Here is a 16148-nt window from a genome sequence, read left to right as displayed (position 1 = left end):
TTTTACGCTGTTGATAATTCTAAAGTTATCCACGTTTTACCGTCTTTATGGTCAGGGATTGGCTGACCGATAATGTTGTAAATCTGATTACCAAATCGTACACGCATAGCCGTATCAATTTGAGCAGTTTTTAAACTGTGGCGAATGGTTAGACGTGCGGATAATTGACTTTGCACCGCTTGAGCCTGTAGCATTTCTTTACTGCTTAGATGGATAAATTTCCCCCAAAATGTACCCAATACTTGCCATTGTTGGCTAATTTCGCCTGTATTTTCGTCTTGCACCGTGATTGATTGCTCAATCGTAATCCGATGTTTGAGTTCGCCTGCATTCATATTACACCCCCATCAGCCGATAAGGGCGTAATAACTCATACACTGATTGAGGTACATTGGGCGTTAATTCACGCACTGCATACCAATGAGCCACCAATAACAACATCGCTTGTTTGATAATCGGTGTAATTTCAATGCCTGTTTCATCATCAAAAGCATTATCAATATAAATTTTACGGTCAAGGTAATTTTGACAAAACTCTTGAGCAGATAAAATATACAACGTTAAAATATCGTCTTCTTCGTCATGTTCGATACGGCATTGAAATTTTACTTGCTCAAGTGTAATCATCATTCATCGCCTTTTTTTGCGGTTTTCTTGGTTGATGGTTTTTCATCTTCAGGCTTTTTGTCATCAGATGTTTTTTCGCCATCAGGCTTTTTGTCATCATTTGCTTGCTGTTCATCAAGTGGTTTAATCAAACCCATATTGATAAGTTGCTCGGCATCTTGTTCATTTTCAACGATACGCACATCATTTTCAAAATATTGCTTATCGCCAAAATGCTGTTGGATAACAGTATATTGTGTCATTTTTGCACCCCAATAAAAATAGCCCAATTCAGGGTTATTGTTTAACCTTTGTCAGCTAATGTGCCTTTAATAAAGGCTTCAGGGCGATACACGGCTAAGGCTAATCGCTCAGTCGCTCGGAGCGTTGTTAATAACTTAGTAAAGTCATCATTTTCAAAACCTGCTTCAATGGTCGATAACTTACGGTCATACAGTTGAGCTGCTAAATCAAACGCACCAGTTAAAAACTTACCTAAACCAATCGCTTGCGTTTCTACAACAGGTAAACGCCATAATGATGGAGCAATCGAACCTTGTGGATTGCCGATAATATAATTATTATTTTCATCTTTGGTTAATTCAATGGTTGCCCAATCAATCGGATTGAGTACAAAACCATTGGCAGGGTATTCCGCTAAAGCAACCTGCAAAATTGCTAAACGTAACTGGTCAATTTTACTATATTTCGCCAAACTTGCAGGGTCAGCAAAGTCTGTAGCCTGTGGCATAATCCCTTTAAGATTACCGCCTAAACCATCACCATTTAAAATTTGACGGTCTTCAACCAGTTTTAAACCATAATATAAACGCCCATCAATATTGCTTGCTAATTGTGGAGCATCATCTAAAATTTGGCTCGATACTTTGACAAAATGTCCTAAAGTTTTAACCGCAACAGATTGTTCATCATATTTAATGCTTGATTGAGCGAGTTTTTCGCCTTCTGCACTTTGGGCTTTAGCATTATTGGTAAAACCAGTTTCACGCAAATATACAATGCTGTTACTATCTGTTGAACCAGCCATGATTAAATCACGCATGGTTAATCGCTGATTAGGTGGCGTAATCACGCCATTGACACGGTGCGGATTAACCAAAGCACCTGCTGAACCGTCCGCATTGGTTGTTGCTGATGTAATGGTTGCTTTAACTTCTAATTTAGCAAAACGCCCATTGCCTTGATTGTCCTTTAAATCTAAGTATTGTTTCGAGTTTACAAACTCATCGCCAATACTTTTATATTGTGGCTCGCCATGACCTGCACGGCGATAGGATTTTTGTTCCACATCATCAAGGCGTGCCTTTAATTCATTCATCGTTACTAAAGCTTCATCAGCTTTATCAATTGCCGATTGGCTTAACTTTTCGCCATTTGCCATTTTGCCCTTGAGTTCTTCTGCCATTTCTTTGACTTTATCAGTCGCTTGGGCAAATTCTTGAGCGAGTTGGGTTTTGCTTTTTTCTGTGGTATCAGACATGATATTCTCCGTTTAAAATTGGATAGATTGTAAAATGTGGATTGCGTTTTGTTCGTCTAAATCTTTTTGCCGTTCGGCTTTGACTTGGGCGACTGTGCTTTCTTCGTTGGCTGGAAATGTAACGATAGAAATTTCTTTTAAATCAATATCTAACAATTCCATAATGCTATTTTCGGCATCATACGCCCATTTGCTAACACGATAACCAATGCTTAAACCGTCAATCGCACCTGCTTTAATTAGGGCGTGTGCTTCTTTCGCTTTTGCGACATGATCAACGAGTAATCGACCTTCGACATACAAGCCTTTTTCGTCTTCGACCATTTTCGTCCACACGCCAATGACTTCCGAGCGTTGATGTTGCCATAGCACAGGGGGCATTTTATTTTTGCTTTGCCACTCGTTGATAGAGTTTAAAAAAGCACCTTTTTTAACCACATCGCCATAACTATCTTCAACATCAAAAACGCTGGCATAGCCCGAAAAAAAGCCGTCATCTTGGACGGCTTCGGCTTTAATTTGCATTGATTTAGTGTAAAAATCATTCATTTGTTATTCCCAATTTATCTAAAGGCGTTAAATTAAGCTGTACAGTTAAGACATCGCCACCATCTAAAGGCGGTAAATCTTCTAATTCTCTAACTTCATTTCTCGTCATCCAACCATTTTGCAATGCTGAAGTATAAAAATTAGCACGCCCTTGACTGTCAGCACGCAATAAACCTTCAACCGCAAATCGTGGCTTGTATAAATCACGCTCCGATGGATTAAGTAATTTTTTGACAATTGTTTGTTCAATTCGCACTAACACTGACCGCAACGAATACACCAAAAATCCTGAGTTCATACCTTCCAAACTGCTTGCCCATGAGCTTGCTTTGTCTGTGTGATAAATCAACTGTGGTGGTACGCCAAAAGTACGGCAAATTTCTTCAATGCCAAAATAACGACTTTCTAAAAGTTGGGCATCTTTGGGATTGATACGCAAACTTGAGACCACGTCCATACCCGCCTCAAGAACCATATATTTACCTGCATTTTCAGGCTTAGAAAAAGTTTCTAAATTGGCTCTTAGGCGACTGCGTTGTTCATCATTTAAGATTTTTTCGCCTGTTCTTAAAAATCCGCCTGTTTTCAACTGATTTTTAAATTCTGCATTTGATGCAGTATTCGCATCAATCTGTGAACCCATTACTTGAGATTGATATTGAATAGGAGATAAACCAACTAAGCCGTCCAATGTCATACCTTTAATGTGCAAAATATCATCACTATGATAACGCTGATATTGCCCATTTTCTTGATATTGATAATAAACTTCGCCCGTTTTTTCTCTGAAAATCGTCATAAATTCAGGGTTTAATACATCTAGGGCAATCACACGGCGAGATTTTTCATGACGATGGATAAAGGCGTAGGCATTGCCCCATAAATCCAAACTTAACACCATTGCCTCCCAAAATTCGCACGCTGTCATATCGGCATTTGGGCTATCGTGCAAAATACGATAAAGCCAATGGTCTGATGCAATGGTTTTATCATTGTTATACAAATGCAATGGTAAACTGGCAATCGTTTGGCTACGCAATCGTACGCACGCCCACACCGCTGATAATTTTAGCGATGTTTCAGCGTTTACTACATTCCCGCTCGCTGTGTGGCTCTCGGTAAATGTGTGTACATGACCGCCTTTATTTAGCCGTTTCTGACTACTAAACAAACCGCCAAACCAACTCCAAAAACTCATTAAATTTCGCCCAATAAAAAAGCCCAATGTTTAAAACATTGGGCATAGATACAATTCTGTTATGATAGCAAAATGATACCTTTTTTTGTCTCACTTGTCAAATATTAGGCAAAATAAGCTAAAAAATAAGCGTAATGAATATGTTATAGACAACAAAAAAAGCCAAATAATTTAAATAATTACTTGACTTTATACATAGATTAACCTATAATATCTATATCAACAGAATGGGTCTGTTGATTGGGCTAGGACAAGCCTAGTATTACAAGGAGGCAAAAGCGATGAAAGCTACTTTAATCATCATCGCCCTTGTTGTGTTATTACTGGTAAGCATGAACGCATACTAAACACAGCAACCTAGAATGTAATGACGGTTACAAACTAGGCGGAACAAGGAAGTTCCGAACTCCTTAACCCTTATATTAATCCCATTTTTTTTAAAGGTCAAGTCTTATGCCTAAAATTGTAGAACAACCAAAATCACGCAATCAAATTCAATATGATAGCGATGAAAAGCGTGGCGTAAAAATTAAGGGCTTTAAATTACATCTTGATGACATTGCCTTAATTGAGCAACTATCAGCACGGTTAGACGTACCACAAAATCAGTTGATTATGGATGCAATCCGAGCATATGAAAAAGGGCTAGAATAATCTAGCCTATAATTGGGTTGTTTAAAAAGTCATCAATATTGCTATTGTCCATATCTCGTTGATGAACCAACGCACGCCCTAATGCCATAATCAGAGCGACCACACCATCAATTTTATTTTCGGCTCGTTCTTTATTTGGGTAGATATTTTCTTTTTTGTCTAAGGTTGCGACCACGTTAGACATCATCCATGTCATAATAGGGCAGTCGCCATGTGCTAATTTTTTCTGCAAAACTAACGCTTCAAGTTCTTTCATTGGCTCGGACATATTTTGCACAGTATGACGTAATTCGACCATGGTCATATTTTCTTTTTCTAACTCTTGGGCGAGTTGTGTCGCTTGCCATGGGTCATAGGCGATTTCTTGCACGTCAAAACGACTATAAAATTCTCGTAAATCGTCTTTAATGGTATCAAAATCCACCACTTCGCCCATGGTCAAAGTCAATAATCCATCAGCATCAAACTGGCGATAGCGGTCTGTATTACTATCCAATTCTTCCAAAACTCGCACATCTGGCAAATAATAGCGACCATGTACATGATAATAAGGGTCATCGGCAGTCGGTGGAAACAGTAAAATTGTAGCGACCATATCGATTTTTGTCGCTAAATCCAGTCCAATATAACAGGTTCGCCCATCAAGCTCATGCAATGATTTACGCTGTGGAGCTTGTCGCCATTTTGCCATGTTCATCCACGCATTTTTAGCACCCACCCATTCATTTAAATGTTTTGTTCTAAAAACGTTTTGCTTTGTTGATGATTGTTTGGCATCTCGCTGACGAGCAAGCAAAAATTCACCGCTGACTGACACATCATAATTAGGATTGGCTTTGCGTAGGGCAATATCGCTGGTCCAATCGTCATCGACATCTTTGCCGTACAGAATCGCCCACAAATCAGGAATATCGGTTACGCCGTCAAGCATTTTTTCAGCTTCACGCACCATTAAATAGCACGGACCGCCGATATTCGAGCCTGCTGTGGTAATCACAAGCATAATGGGCTGTTCCCTTGCCCCCATACCTGTTTCCATGGTATCGTACAATTTATCATCTTTATGTTCATGATATTCATCGACAATGGCACAACTTGGGCTTGCTCCGTCCCCTGGATTGCCGATGACTGGCTCAAAACGGCTACCATCAGTAATACGGTTCATATTGGATGCGTTTACTTCTACACCAAAATAATCTTTCAGTTCTGGCGTGCGTTGGACCATCAATTTTGCAGGTCTAAAAACTTCCCATGCTTGCTTTTCTGTAGTCGCACCGCTATACACTTCCGCACCAAATTCGCCATCAGCACAAAACATATAATTGCCAATTCCTGCGGCGATAGCAGACTTGCCATTTTTACGACAGACAAAAATTAAAATCTTGCTATAACGTCTAAAGCCAGTTGATTTTTTCAGCCAACCGAACGGAATACAACAAGCGAAAATTTGCCATGGCTCAAGCGTGATTTTTTCGCCTTTACTTGCCCATTTTCCTTTTGTGTGTGGCAATAATTGGATAAATTTTGCTACTCGTTCAGCTTTTTTTGGGTCAAAATAATAGGGAAAATCATCATTTTCGCTTAATTTTAAATCGTCAAAATGACGTTTACAAGCGAGTTTAATCCATTTATTTGATATGATTTTCCCGTCAATAATGTCTTGGGCGTATTTTTCAGCTTTAGCAACATTAGGAAAATCGTTATTTTTCATATAGATAAATAATAATTACAAATCTGCAAATGGATTAGCAACCGTTTCTTTTTTCGCCCCACCAATCAAGCGGGTACGGCTTGATGGGTCAAGCCCTAATAACGCCCCAAATTGCATCATTTGTTTTAGAGCCTCATTAACAACGGTAACCGCAGGATTTTTGATTACGGTGGCTTCAGTTGTAATTGTAATGCCGTTGATTTTGACATCATTTTCGGCTTCACGCCATCTTGCATACGCCATACAAAAGGCTTCGACATTGTGTAAATCTGCCACAGTTAAAATCTTATTTTTAAGCAGTTCAGGCGTAATAGTTTGCCACATTTGGACTGCTATTTCTGATAACCATTCAGGCGGTTCAACCGCCACGATTTCAGTAAATTGCGGTTCATCTTTATTCAATGGTCGTTTACCTGCATTACCATTTAATTCACGCAATTTTGTCGGCTTAGGCTTTCGCCCACGCCCACTAATTGTTGCTGTTCCGCTCATTTTTTCATCTCTCTATTTTTGACCTAAATTTTTAATTTCGCGGTCGTAAAAATTTAGATGGGCGGGCGTTCATTTAGCCACGCCCATTTTAAACTTTTTTACCGCCCCTACCGCCGTGCGATTCGGTTTGTGTTTTGGTTTTATGACAGGTTTTACAGATTGATTGTAGATTTTCCATGTCATCCGTTCCGCCATTGGCTTTGTTGATGATGTGATCTACTTCGGTTGCAGGCGTAAAATAACCTTGAGCTAGGCACACTTGGCATAAATATTGGTCTCGTGCTAAAACTTCAGCACGGCGTTTACGCCACGCATGACCATAACCACGTTCAGTTGTATTACCTTGTTTATGCTGATAGCTTGACCAGTTGCTTTGTGTGCGTAAGTGTGCGTGTTTGTCGCAATAACCACGTTTTAAGCGACTGTTTACAAGCCCTGAACAGCCTTTAAATCTGCACGGCGTTGATGGCATTTTTACTCCAATTTATTTGAAACGGTAAATCATATTGTCTTCATAATTTGCACCACTACCATTTAAGGTAACTTGAATATTGATTTTGTCGAAACCGCCTGTACGTTGCCATGTTTGGGGTTCATATTGTTCAACATATTGCAAATAATCTAACAGCTCACTGCGTGTACTACTAAAGAAAATATAAGGTGGTCGTACCATTTGCATTAATGTTAAAAATTTAACCATGCCAAAATATTTACTTAATGCGTATGCTTGTTGCTGTGTACAGATATAGGGTGGGTCAAGTAATAATAGTGTGTTGGGTTGATGATAATATTGAGGAAGTAGTTTATCGAAACTTTGTGATGTAATTTCCAATCCATGTAAATAATCATCTGCTGTTTTATAATCAGTCAAACGAATGTTATTATACATTTCATGTTTGGATAATTCATCAATACTACTAATTTGTTTGCTACTAAATAGTAACCATGTACTTACACTACGAACATCAATATAGCCATCAAAATTGTGAATGACATTGATTATAGATTGCTTTGTTTCGTCATTAATTCGTTTATCTTTGGGGAATGGTTCTAAAATGTTATATATGATTTGTCGTAAACGATTAATATCTGTGATATTTTTTAATCGTTCGGTATAACCATCATAATCATTATAGATAACGGTTGCTTTGGGTTTTAAGCATTTGGCATTATGGGCTAATAAACCACTACCACCAAACACATCAACAATTGTCCAATTCTCGCCATCATCAGGGATATGTTGATTAATTAACGCTCGGAAATGTTTAAGAAAATTTCGTTTTTGTCCAACGAAAGGAAGTGGGGCGGAATTGTAAATTTTACGATTTTCCACGAGATTTTTTACCTTTGGCATGAACCTCTAGGGTTTCTTGTTCGGCGTTCTGGACGCTCAATGCAAAGTAATTTAATGTTTTACAGCGTGGGCATTTAATTTCTAATTGCTTAAATGATTTCGCTTTTGCTAAAAGTTTTCCACAAGTACCACATTGAATTAAATTCATTTTTGACCTATCGCAATTTTATCGAAAATATGATAGCCTTGCGTTGCTGTGTACATAGCAACAGGGCTCGCTTGCGACAAGGTAGGTTTGTCAAAAGGGTTGTTCATTGCTCCAACAGTGAACAGCACCCTGTTTTAAGACGTAAAAAAGCCCAATAAATCATATTGGGCTTTTCTATTTACACTAATCTTAGTATGACATAATCATACTGTTTTTTGTCTCACTTGTCAATTACAGCAATTTTTATCGCTTCTCTGATTATACTTTCCCATGTTGCTATCTCCTGCTCTGCACGTTGATAATATCTTGTATAAGTACGATAGTATGTTTGCTTATCCATATCGCACGCCAACGCAATATCTCGTATACTCGCATTCGTACGTTTTGATGTTTGTACATCCATCACCCCCCACGCAATATTATTAGCATGGATAAGTTTACGGCTTTCGCCAATATTAAGATGTGCCATTTCAGCATAGATAATTGACATCAAAACACGCTGACATAAATACATTTCTGTTGAGCGTGCATGGTGATTTGCAAGGATGTAAGCCCACGCTTGCACCCAATCATCAAGGTCTGCTAGTGCAGAGGCGATAACATTACCATCAATCGTGGCAGGTTTGCTACTATGAGACACAATGTCATAGCTTAAATTTTTATTATTCAAAAACTTAAGCAAATCTAAATAATCAAATTTATTGTCAAACATTTTTTACCCATGAATTACATACAGAAAACAAATAATAAATACAATGATGAATAGCTCAATCACGGCGTACGCCCCCACACCAACATAACTGCATCTCGTGCGTGTTCTGATGTGCGACCTGTCCAACCTGTGATTTTTTTAAACAAATCTCTTGAAATTTTGGTTTTGTTGTTTTTAGGTGAGACTAATTCAAAATCGATACCATAATGCACACAAAACTCTTGCCAAATTTTACTATCTCGCTTAACTGAGCCTACACCTTGCAATTTTTCACGACCACCAGTAACCCATTTGCGTTTTCGAGCATCTTCAATAAAGATTTTTATTTCTACGCCACAGCCTTTCATCATTCTGACAACGTCCATTACACGTTCTAATGCTCCAATTACGCTCAACGTTTGTACATTGACTAATTGACCGTTACACCATTCAGCAATACCAGTTTTTACACCTGGATCAATGCCAAAGTAATAGTATTCTTTGTTTTGATTTTCTGTCATCATTTCACTACCTAAAAATTAAAATCACGCTTTAAGAAAAATGTTTCATCAGCATGATATAAAACTGGATTTCTGTAAAATATATTTTGTTGCTCTCGAGTAAAACAACGAATGCAAATATATTCAATTTCATTTGGTTTGAGATAAGCATAATAACAACGAGATTGCTCTAAATTTTTACAATCCGAACATTCAATCTCATGTTCATATTCTTCATCAATAACCAAAATATCGCCATTTTCACATTTGTCTAAATCAACATTGCCACAGCTACGATTATCTGGAAGATATTTATACGCAACGTGAATATACTTACGCATATTTATACCTACTTTTTAACCATTTCCAAATGTCCAATCAACCCATTCAACAATCCACAGGCAGGACTAGGCTTTTTCACATATTCATAACAAGTCATTGTGCATATTGCTCTTTGACACTCGTATTCATGATTAAATACATCGTCAATATCATCTAGCCAAAATGCCACAATACCTTTCCAAATTTTGCCATTGATTTCAATATTTTGCTGTTCAGCGTCCAACACCTCATGAAAACTTAATAATGTTGGGATATGATATTCAACTGAACACTCTTTTTCAGAGCCATCATTATGTTTAGCCAACGTAGTGATTTTAATGTCCCAAGCATGATGATGGTCTAGTAATTGTCCAGCATATAAGGTTGGTAAATAATCGCCTTGTGTTAATGAAAACAACTCATCTTTAGTTAATCTACGCTTTTCCACATCAACCACTTGGTGCATTTTTTGACCTAGCTGTTGAATATCAAATGTAACACTTAATTTCTTAAGCTCATGTGTGCGTTTATTATTAACTTTAGCGTTAAACGATTTACGCTTTTTAGACATCTTTCCCACCATAACGCTGATTAATTTTATGTTTTGTTGCTTCAATTTCGCTTTTAAAGTGTTGATTTTCCTTATACATTTTTTGAAATACGATAAAAATAAAAATCAACGCCATAACCCATAACAAAAACGACAGTCCAACAACAATTAATACAAAATCACTCATTACATCACCTAAACCAAATCCCCAAAATTAAACACTCATCAATTCAGCCGTTGGGCTATATCCACCGACATTTTGCGTAAAATAGTAACGTGCAAACTGATAAACGTTGTACAAATTATCTCGTGCCACTTCATGGCTTGCAATTTTCATCTGTTGCCATTGTTCATCGCTTAACTTCGCCATATTCACGCCATTCATCATTTCTTTAGTGAATAAATATTTACCCACAACCGTTACATAACTGGCATAATTTTTTAAGAAATCACAATGTACCATTGGATAATTGCCACTGTGATTACTTGCAACCAATATTGCTAAAGATAAACATGAAAGCATTTTCATCTCTTTACCGCCCAATAATAACTATTTGCTTGATTTACATTTTCCCCACTTGCCACCGTTGCAAAAGTAATCAGGGCAAGGCATATCACTAAAAACTTATTTTGTTGTGTCAATTTCAATTACCTTTACTAATGGTGAAATATGATTGCGAATATCACGCACATCATCGGTATAATCATCATCTTGTTGAGTACAACAAAATGATGTCTTATCATTTTCCTGATGTCGGGAAGATGATTGTTTTAGCATGGCCCAATTTTCACGTTTGCGATTTCTACGTTTTTGATATTTGCTCATCATGCTTTTACTCCTATACGATTATCAGCCCAATTACACTCTAAATTAATCAAGCCATCATGTTGAAACCTAGACCATAAACGGTCGCCTAAATTTTCTTGCACCTGTTGAGCGGTCCAATTAGAAATGAGTACAGTCGGCTTTGCTTGGTCGTAACGTGCATAAAGTACCTTATGTACTAACTTCAAGCGTGTTTCATGCTGATCGTGCAAGCCGTACTCATCTAAAATCAATAAGTCGTAATCTGCAAAATATTTAACAGCCGTTTCTTCATCAGTATCGCTACGTTTCCACGTATTCGCAATTTCAGTCGCTAGGGCATCACTTGTGATATATCGCACTTTTTTACCATGACTGAGTAAATTTTTAGTAATTGCACACGCTAGATGTGTTTTGCCTGTACCTGTTCGCCCTGTCATGATGATATTACTTTGACTACCATCTAAATAATTTTTGCAAAATTGAATACATTGGCTCAATACATATTGTTGCTGTTGATGTGTAACCACATAATTTTTAAAACCGCTGCCTAAATGTCTTGCGGGTAACATCGCACTTGCAATATGCTTACTAAATAAATCACGGCGTACATTGTGCTGATGTTGTGCATTGGTTTTACGCAAATGTTCATCAGCACAATAACGACAGATGAGATGTCCTGCAATCATTAAAAAAGGCGTATGATGGATAGGGCAAACCTGCTCACTTTGTTTACTTTCAAGTATCTTATTAATTGGCATATTCATCATTTAGTCCCACCCTTCAGGAATTGTTACCGATTGATTTAGGTCTAGCGGTTGAATGTTAGGCTCACTCCACATTGCATTAACATTACGCTGATCATGATTTTGGTTTACAACGTTTGGTGTAGCGGTTGTCGATTTTTTCGCATATTTTGCTTGACGAATATCATTGTCAAGTTTTTCACGTTTGAGCCAACTTACCAATTTTGATAATATTTTTCCTGATGATATGCCATTGCGTATATCATCAGCATAGTAACCAACAAAGGCAGGTTTAAATTGATTAAATTCGCTTTCAGTCATTGGCTGCAAAGCTGACATTTGAATAAAATCGTTTACTTGCTTGAGCGGTATCGTCCACAACTTCAGTAACTCCTGAACGTCATCGACTTGCTCGCCTGTTTGCCCGTGCGGTGTAGATATATGAATATCTTGGTTAATGGTTACTGGTTCTTGGTTAATGGTTGCCTTTTCATTGGGTTTTAATTCGGTTTCGTTTGGGTTTTCGTTGGGTTTTGTGTCGGTTTCTGATGGGTTATCATCAGTTTGCACATCGTTTTTACTTGGGTTATCGTCTGATTTTTTAGGACGACCGCCTTTTTTACCGTTTTCGCTGTTTGTTTCTTGTTTTGTGTGATATTTATGTAACATCTCATCAACACGATTGTTGTGATAAAATCCATCAACCTCAATAAAAAAGTCACTTAACACATTTTGCAACTGTGCTACATTCTTTTTTGGCAATCCTAAAATACGCAATAAATAATCAATATTCGCTTTCAATGGTTTTTCATCAAGAAAATACCAGTCCAACAAAGTACGATAGATATAATGCTCCATCGGTGTTAAATGCGTTGTTCTACGGCGATAGTCTCCAATGTGAAATTCGTAATAGTACATTACACCGCTCCTTGATTTAACATCATTGATAATTTCGCTACGCCTTTCGCTGTGATTTTGACCTGCGAAAATACACGTTCGCCGTGTGCTGTTTGCTGTGGGCTACTGTAATGATGGATTAAATAACCTTGATTGATTTTGTCTTGATATGCCTGCGGTTTATATTTTGCATCTCGATAAATCCATTTTTTATCAATTAAAAAGTTGATAAATTTATCTTGAGCAATTTTTAAGACTTTGGCACTTTCACGCAATCCCAAATCTTCGCCTACTTGTGTAATACGCTGTAGGGCATGGGCTTGTGGTTCAATCACGGCGATACGTTGCTTTAAATGTTGGTTTTCTTGCTCGGCTTGCATAGCCAGTTGCAAAATATCCATACGAGATAAATTAGCAGGATTAAATTGCTGTTGTTGCTCTAACTGTTGCCAGCGTTTGATGATTGCCATGCGTAATTGGGCGTTATAGCCACTTACAAGATTAAGCGTTAGATTTTTATTCAGCAAAATTTCAGCCATATAACCACGCTCATCTTTAAGTATTTGATATTGTTCATCATTCAAAAATGAATGACCTAAATTATCAAACATGGTACGAATATCACGCAAAACATTGGCGTGTGTTTTTTGACAAAGTTCAGCAATTTCTAAACTAGACATTGTCTTTTGTGTAAATTGTGCTATAATAGGACTATTCATTAAAGTTTCTCCTGTAGAAACGCTTAAGCCCCTAGTGTCCGCTAGGGGTTTTTTATTTGTCATCAAAAGGGCATGGGCTTGGATTAACGCACGCCATCATTTGCATTTTGAATTGATTTAACTGTCTCACTAATTCATAAATAAGAGTATCCATATCCATTGCTTCGCCACGAGTAATACGCCCGTCCGCTATCATTTGCTTAAAGGCTTTTGTTACATCGCCCTTTTTTATAGATATTTCAAGCATTTGCTCCATCAATGACACATCTCGCTGACTTTCTGGAATATCAGGCAAATCAATCGATACTTTGCCCAGTTGTGCATTGATAGCGTGCAAAATGCGATAATCGCCTGTAATTTGCATGATTTTGACCGCTTCCATCAATGTAAGATGATGAGTTTCAGTATTTGGATTGACCTTGCTATTTAACACGGCGTGGCTTTTAATGCCCATGCGTGGGGCTAGAGCAGTCGCTCCACCTGGAAAATCATGTACTGTGTTATAAGCGGTATCTAATATGTTCATTTTTGCTCCTGTTGAACGTGTTTTTTAGCGGGTGGATACTTTATGATTTTCATCAACAGATGATGATTGCATGAAAATATCAGCGTGTTCTAATTTCACTTTCGCAGGAATACCTCGTATTTTCCAGTTTTGTACTCTTTGAACGCTATATTTAATTCTTTTTGCAAGCGTTGTAGCACCGCCTAATTTTTCAATCAATTCTTTATCTGTCATATAGGGTCTCTCTAATAAACAAAATGATTTATATTTAAACATAATGTTTATTATAAGTCAATCATAATGTTTAACACACTTTGTTTATTTGTGGGATAATTGGATATAATTAATCAAAGGTATATTGCTATGCACGACACAATGAAACGCACATTTCAAGCCTCTGGAGATTTATCGCCTACAGATTTAGCATTAGCTTTAGATGAATTACCACAGACAATTACCAATTGGTCCAAACGTGGTATTTCTAAAAAGGGTGCTTTGAAAGTTGTGGAAAAATTTAATGTCGATATGCAATGGCTTTTGACTGGGCATAGCAAAGAAGAACCTACATTAAAAGCAGAGAATTTTAGATTGGCTGATTTAAAAATTCGTGCTGTTCCTATTATTGGTTTTACACAAGCAGGGAATTGGCGATTAGCGATAGAACAGCCACTAGGTACAGCTTCAAGTACCTACCCTAAAGATGAAATTTTTGGTGTATATATGGAAGGGGATAGTATGCAGCCATTATTTTTTGAGGGGGATTTGTTGATTGTTGATCCAATGCGGTCAGCAAGACCAGGCGATTATGTTATTGCTCAAAATGGCGATTATGAAACAACATTTAAAAAGTATCGTGTGATTGATTATGATGAATACGGTAGAGAAATTTTTGAATTAATTCCACTTAATCCTGATTATCCAAAGATACGCTCAGACCGTCGTGAGATTGGCATTATTGGTGTAGTAGTTGAGCGTGTACAACGGTTCTAATACATGGTAGCGTATGGAATTTTTGATTTTTATCATTGTGATATTGGTTGTGTGGTTGATAGTTAAGCCTAAAAATCAATCCGTAACTATCGGATATAAAAAACAACAGGCTTTACAACAAATCAATCACACTATCCGTCAGATATTGACTGATAATACAGTTATTTTAGATACTGAAACAACAGGATTAGGTCATCATCATCAAGTCATAGAGATTTGTATTCTTGATAGATATGGAAATTGTTTATTAGATACCTATGTAAAGCCTAAACGTAAGATGGGACAATATAATCAAGCGGTGGCTATTCATGGCATTACCAATGAAATGCTTGAAAATGCTCCGACATGGGATAAAATTCATCAACAAGTATGTGAAATTTTACAAGGGAAAATGGTACTTGCTTACAATGCTCCATTTGATTTAAGGCTACTTGAACAAACCATGAAAAAATATGATTTATCTATGCCTGATTGTACTTTTGAATGTGCCATGAATGTTTATACTGCTTATCGTATGATTGAAAATAATGAACAGCCACAGCGATATAAACTAACAGAGGCGTGTTATCATTTAGGAATTGTACCACAAGGTCAAACTCATAGAGCATATATGGATTGTATGATGACCTTAAAATTATTAAACACGATAGAGCAACGTACACGCTGAAAAACTATTTATTATTTGAACCCACCTTGTGTGGGTTTTATTTTGCCTATTTGAATTGAGTATCAGAATAAAAAATAATCAAATAAACATCAATATAAACAAAATGTGTAAATAGTTGTTGATTAAAATAAACATTTTGTTTAATATAAATCATCAAATCAAATCACAGGTAACTAACCATGAACAACATCATCGTAACCGCTAAAGCTATGTTTAACGACTTAGAAAAAGCACAAAGCATTGGCACAATCGCAAAGGCGATGAAAAAAGCGGTAAAGGTACTTGGTATCAAACATGATACAGAAGAGATGATTGCTTTTCTCACCGAACAGCAAGCGAAATACCAGAAGCCAACAAAACAGGCAACGAAAGAATTTCAAAAGTTTGGCTTAACAGTACAACGTACACGTGCATTTATCAGCGTTTTTGGTGCGTATGACGAAGTCGAAGAAGTGAAAAATCTATACGGTAAATTGTTAGCAAAACAAAAGTAAGTTTACCAATTTTTGCTAGTTCAATGAGCTAGCAAATATGGGTAAACCAA

Annotated in this window: 27 protein-coding genes; 4 read left to right on the top strand and 23 right to left on the bottom strand. The window is 37.2% G+C overall.

Going from position 1 to position 16148, the window contains the following annotated elements; genetic code table 11:
- Positions 1 to 2: 2 nt before the first annotated feature.
- Genes LU301_RS11230 through LU301_RS11205 form a run of 6 tightly spaced genes read right to left on the bottom strand, consistent with a single transcriptional unit; the run spans position 3 to position 3854 of the window.
- Positions 3 to 335: a phage head closure protein gene (locus LU301_RS11230; protein WP_305270854.1), complete on the bottom strand. Its 333-nt coding sequence runs from the start codon at positions 333 to 335 to the stop codon at positions 3 to 5.
- Position 336: 1 nt separating this feature from the next.
- Positions 337 to 630 carry a head-tail connector protein gene (locus tag LU301_RS11225; RefSeq protein WP_305270852.1) on the bottom strand — a complete coding sequence of 98 codons (294 nt, stop codon included), beginning with the start codon at positions 628 to 630 and terminating at the stop codon, positions 337 to 339.
- Positions 627 to 869, bottom strand: coding sequence for a hypothetical protein (locus LU301_RS11220; RefSeq protein WP_305270851.1), 243 nt, complete (start codon positions 867 to 869; stop codon positions 627 to 629). The genes LU301_RS11225 and LU301_RS11220 overlap by 4 nt, the downstream gene beginning before the upstream one ends.
- A gap of 41 nt (positions 870 to 910) precedes the next feature.
- The gene (locus LU301_RS11215; RefSeq protein ID WP_305270849.1) at positions 911 to 2107 is read right to left on the bottom strand and encodes a phage major capsid protein; all 1197 of its coding nucleotides are present in this window, start codon (positions 2105 to 2107) and stop codon (positions 911 to 913) included.
- Positions 2108 to 2119: 12 nt separating this feature from the next.
- Positions 2120 to 2656 carry an HK97 family phage prohead protease gene (locus LU301_RS11210; protein WP_305270847.1) on the bottom strand — a complete coding sequence of 179 codons (537 nt, stop codon included), beginning with the start codon at positions 2654 to 2656 and terminating at the stop codon, positions 2120 to 2122.
- The gene (locus LU301_RS11205) at positions 2649 to 3854 is read right to left on the bottom strand and encodes a phage portal protein (protein ID WP_305270845.1); all 1206 of its coding nucleotides are present in this window, start codon (positions 3852 to 3854) and stop codon (positions 2649 to 2651) included. Before LU301_RS11205 ends, LU301_RS11210 begins: the two co-directional genes overlap by 8 nt.
- A gap of 453 nt (positions 3855 to 4307) precedes the next feature.
- On the opposite strand from LU301_RS11205, the gene LU301_RS11200 reads away from it, so the two are divergent.
- Positions 4308 to 4508, top strand: a complete 201-nt coding sequence (locus LU301_RS11200; protein ID WP_305270843.1) for a hypothetical protein — start codon at positions 4308 to 4310, stop codon at positions 4506 to 4508.
- Between the two features lies 1 nt (position 4509).
- Here the strand turns inward: LU301_RS11200 and LU301_RS11195 are convergent, their stop codons facing one another.
- The 17 genes from LU301_RS11195 to LU301_RS11115 all read right to left on the bottom strand — a co-directional run bounded on the left by LU301_RS11195 (position 4510) and on the right by LU301_RS11115 (position 14181).
- Positions 4510 to 6219, bottom strand: coding sequence for a terminase large subunit (locus LU301_RS11195; protein ID WP_305270841.1), 1710 nt, complete (start codon positions 6217 to 6219; stop codon positions 4510 to 4512).
- A 15-nt stretch (positions 6220 to 6234) separates the two neighbouring features.
- Complete coding sequence (locus tag LU301_RS11190) at positions 6235 to 6711, bottom strand: phage terminase small subunit P27 family (protein ID WP_305270839.1); 477 nt, start codon at positions 6709 to 6711, stop codon at positions 6235 to 6237.
- An 88-nt stretch (positions 6712 to 6799) separates the two neighbouring features.
- Positions 6800 to 7183, bottom strand: coding sequence for an HNH endonuclease (locus LU301_RS11185; RefSeq protein WP_305270837.1), 384 nt, complete (start codon positions 7181 to 7183; stop codon positions 6800 to 6802).
- Positions 7184 to 7195: 12 nt separating this feature from the next.
- Positions 7196 to 8065 carry a DNA adenine methylase gene (locus tag LU301_RS11180; RefSeq protein WP_305270835.1) on the bottom strand — a complete coding sequence of 290 codons (870 nt, stop codon included), beginning with the start codon at positions 8063 to 8065 and terminating at the stop codon, positions 7196 to 7198.
- Positions 8031 to 8213 carry a Com family DNA-binding transcriptional regulator gene (locus tag LU301_RS11175; protein ID WP_305270833.1) on the bottom strand — a complete coding sequence of 61 codons (183 nt, stop codon included), beginning with the start codon at positions 8211 to 8213 and terminating at the stop codon, positions 8031 to 8033. Before LU301_RS11175 ends, LU301_RS11180 begins: the two co-directional genes overlap by 35 nt.
- A 220-nt stretch (positions 8214 to 8433) precedes the next feature.
- A complete protein-coding gene (locus LU301_RS11170) occupies positions 8434 to 8925 on the bottom strand; it encodes a hypothetical protein (protein ID WP_305270831.1) in 492 nt (163 codons plus the stop codon).
- A 59-nt stretch (positions 8926 to 8984) separates the two neighbouring features.
- Complete coding sequence (locus LU301_RS11165) at positions 8985 to 9428, bottom strand: hypothetical protein (RefSeq protein ID WP_305270829.1); 444 nt, start codon at positions 9426 to 9428, stop codon at positions 8985 to 8987.
- Positions 9429 to 9436: 8 nt separating this feature from the next.
- Positions 9437 to 9745 (bottom strand): hypothetical protein, encoded by a 309-nt coding sequence (locus LU301_RS11160; RefSeq protein WP_305270827.1) that lies wholly within the window; start codon positions 9743 to 9745, stop codon positions 9437 to 9439.
- A gap of 8 nt (positions 9746 to 9753) precedes the next feature.
- The gene (locus LU301_RS11155; protein WP_305270825.1) at positions 9754 to 10296 is read right to left on the bottom strand and encodes a hypothetical protein; all 543 of its coding nucleotides are present in this window, start codon (positions 10294 to 10296) and stop codon (positions 9754 to 9756) included.
- Complete coding sequence (locus tag LU301_RS11150; RefSeq protein WP_305270823.1) at positions 10289 to 10462, bottom strand: hypothetical protein; 174 nt, start codon at positions 10460 to 10462, stop codon at positions 10289 to 10291. The genes LU301_RS11155 and LU301_RS11150 overlap by 8 nt, the downstream gene beginning before the upstream one ends.
- Positions 10463 to 10489: 27 nt before the next feature.
- Entirely contained in the window at positions 10490 to 10804 is a 315-nt protein-coding gene (locus LU301_RS11145) for a hypothetical protein (RefSeq protein ID WP_305270821.1), read from the bottom strand.
- A 96-nt stretch (positions 10805 to 10900) separates the two neighbouring features.
- Positions 10901 to 11104 carry a hypothetical protein gene (locus tag LU301_RS11140; RefSeq protein ID WP_305270819.1) on the bottom strand — a complete coding sequence of 68 codons (204 nt, stop codon included), beginning with the start codon at positions 11102 to 11104 and terminating at the stop codon, positions 10901 to 10903.
- A complete protein-coding gene (locus tag LU301_RS11135) occupies positions 11101 to 11847 on the bottom strand; it encodes an ATP-binding protein (protein WP_370692264.1) in 747 nt (248 codons plus the stop codon). The genes LU301_RS11140 and LU301_RS11135 overlap by 4 nt, the downstream gene beginning before the upstream one ends.
- A 3-nt stretch (positions 11848 to 11850) precedes the next feature.
- The gene (locus tag LU301_RS11130; protein ID WP_305270815.1) at positions 11851 to 12744 is read right to left on the bottom strand and encodes a YdaU family protein; all 894 of its coding nucleotides are present in this window, start codon (positions 12742 to 12744) and stop codon (positions 11851 to 11853) included.
- Positions 12744 to 13442 carry a phage antirepressor KilAC domain-containing protein gene (locus LU301_RS11125; protein ID WP_305270814.1) on the bottom strand — a complete coding sequence of 233 codons (699 nt, stop codon included), beginning with the start codon at positions 13440 to 13442 and terminating at the stop codon, positions 12744 to 12746. The genes LU301_RS11130 and LU301_RS11125 overlap by 1 nt, the downstream gene beginning before the upstream one ends.
- A 52-nt stretch (positions 13443 to 13494) precedes the next feature.
- Positions 13495 to 13968, bottom strand: a complete 474-nt coding sequence (locus LU301_RS11120) for a phage regulatory CII family protein (protein ID WP_305270812.1) — start codon at positions 13966 to 13968, stop codon at positions 13495 to 13497.
- 24 nt (positions 13969 to 13992) lie between these two features.
- Positions 13993 to 14181 carry a YdaS family helix-turn-helix protein gene (locus LU301_RS11115; RefSeq protein ID WP_305270810.1) on the bottom strand — a complete coding sequence of 63 codons (189 nt, stop codon included), beginning with the start codon at positions 14179 to 14181 and terminating at the stop codon, positions 13993 to 13995.
- Positions 14182 to 14310: 129 nt separating this feature from the next.
- Between LU301_RS11115 and LU301_RS11110 the strand changes: the two genes are divergently transcribed.
- The 3 genes from LU301_RS11110 to LU301_RS11100 all read left to right on the top strand — a co-directional run bounded on the left by LU301_RS11110 (position 14311) and on the right by LU301_RS11100 (position 16098).
- The gene (locus LU301_RS11110) at positions 14311 to 14937 is read left to right on the top strand and encodes a LexA family protein (protein WP_305270808.1); all 627 of its coding nucleotides are present in this window, start codon (positions 14311 to 14313) and stop codon (positions 14935 to 14937) included.
- Positions 14938 to 14950: 13 nt separating this feature from the next.
- Positions 14951 to 15604, top strand: coding sequence for a 3'-5' exonuclease (locus tag LU301_RS11105; RefSeq protein WP_305270806.1), 654 nt, complete (start codon positions 14951 to 14953; stop codon positions 15602 to 15604).
- A gap of 179 nt (positions 15605 to 15783) precedes the next feature.
- A complete protein-coding gene (locus tag LU301_RS11100) occupies positions 15784 to 16098 on the top strand; it encodes a hypothetical protein (RefSeq protein WP_305270804.1) in 315 nt (104 codons plus the stop codon).
- Positions 16099 to 16148 lie beyond the last annotated feature (50 nt).

Origin of the sequence: Moraxella sp. ZY210820, from assembly GCF_030674635.1 — a bacterium.
Lineage (GTDB): Bacteria > Pseudomonadota > Gammaproteobacteria > Pseudomonadales > Moraxellaceae > Acinetobacter.
The sequence above is the reverse complement of the archived record's forward strand: the minus strand, read 5'-3'. Positions and strand labels throughout refer to the sequence as shown.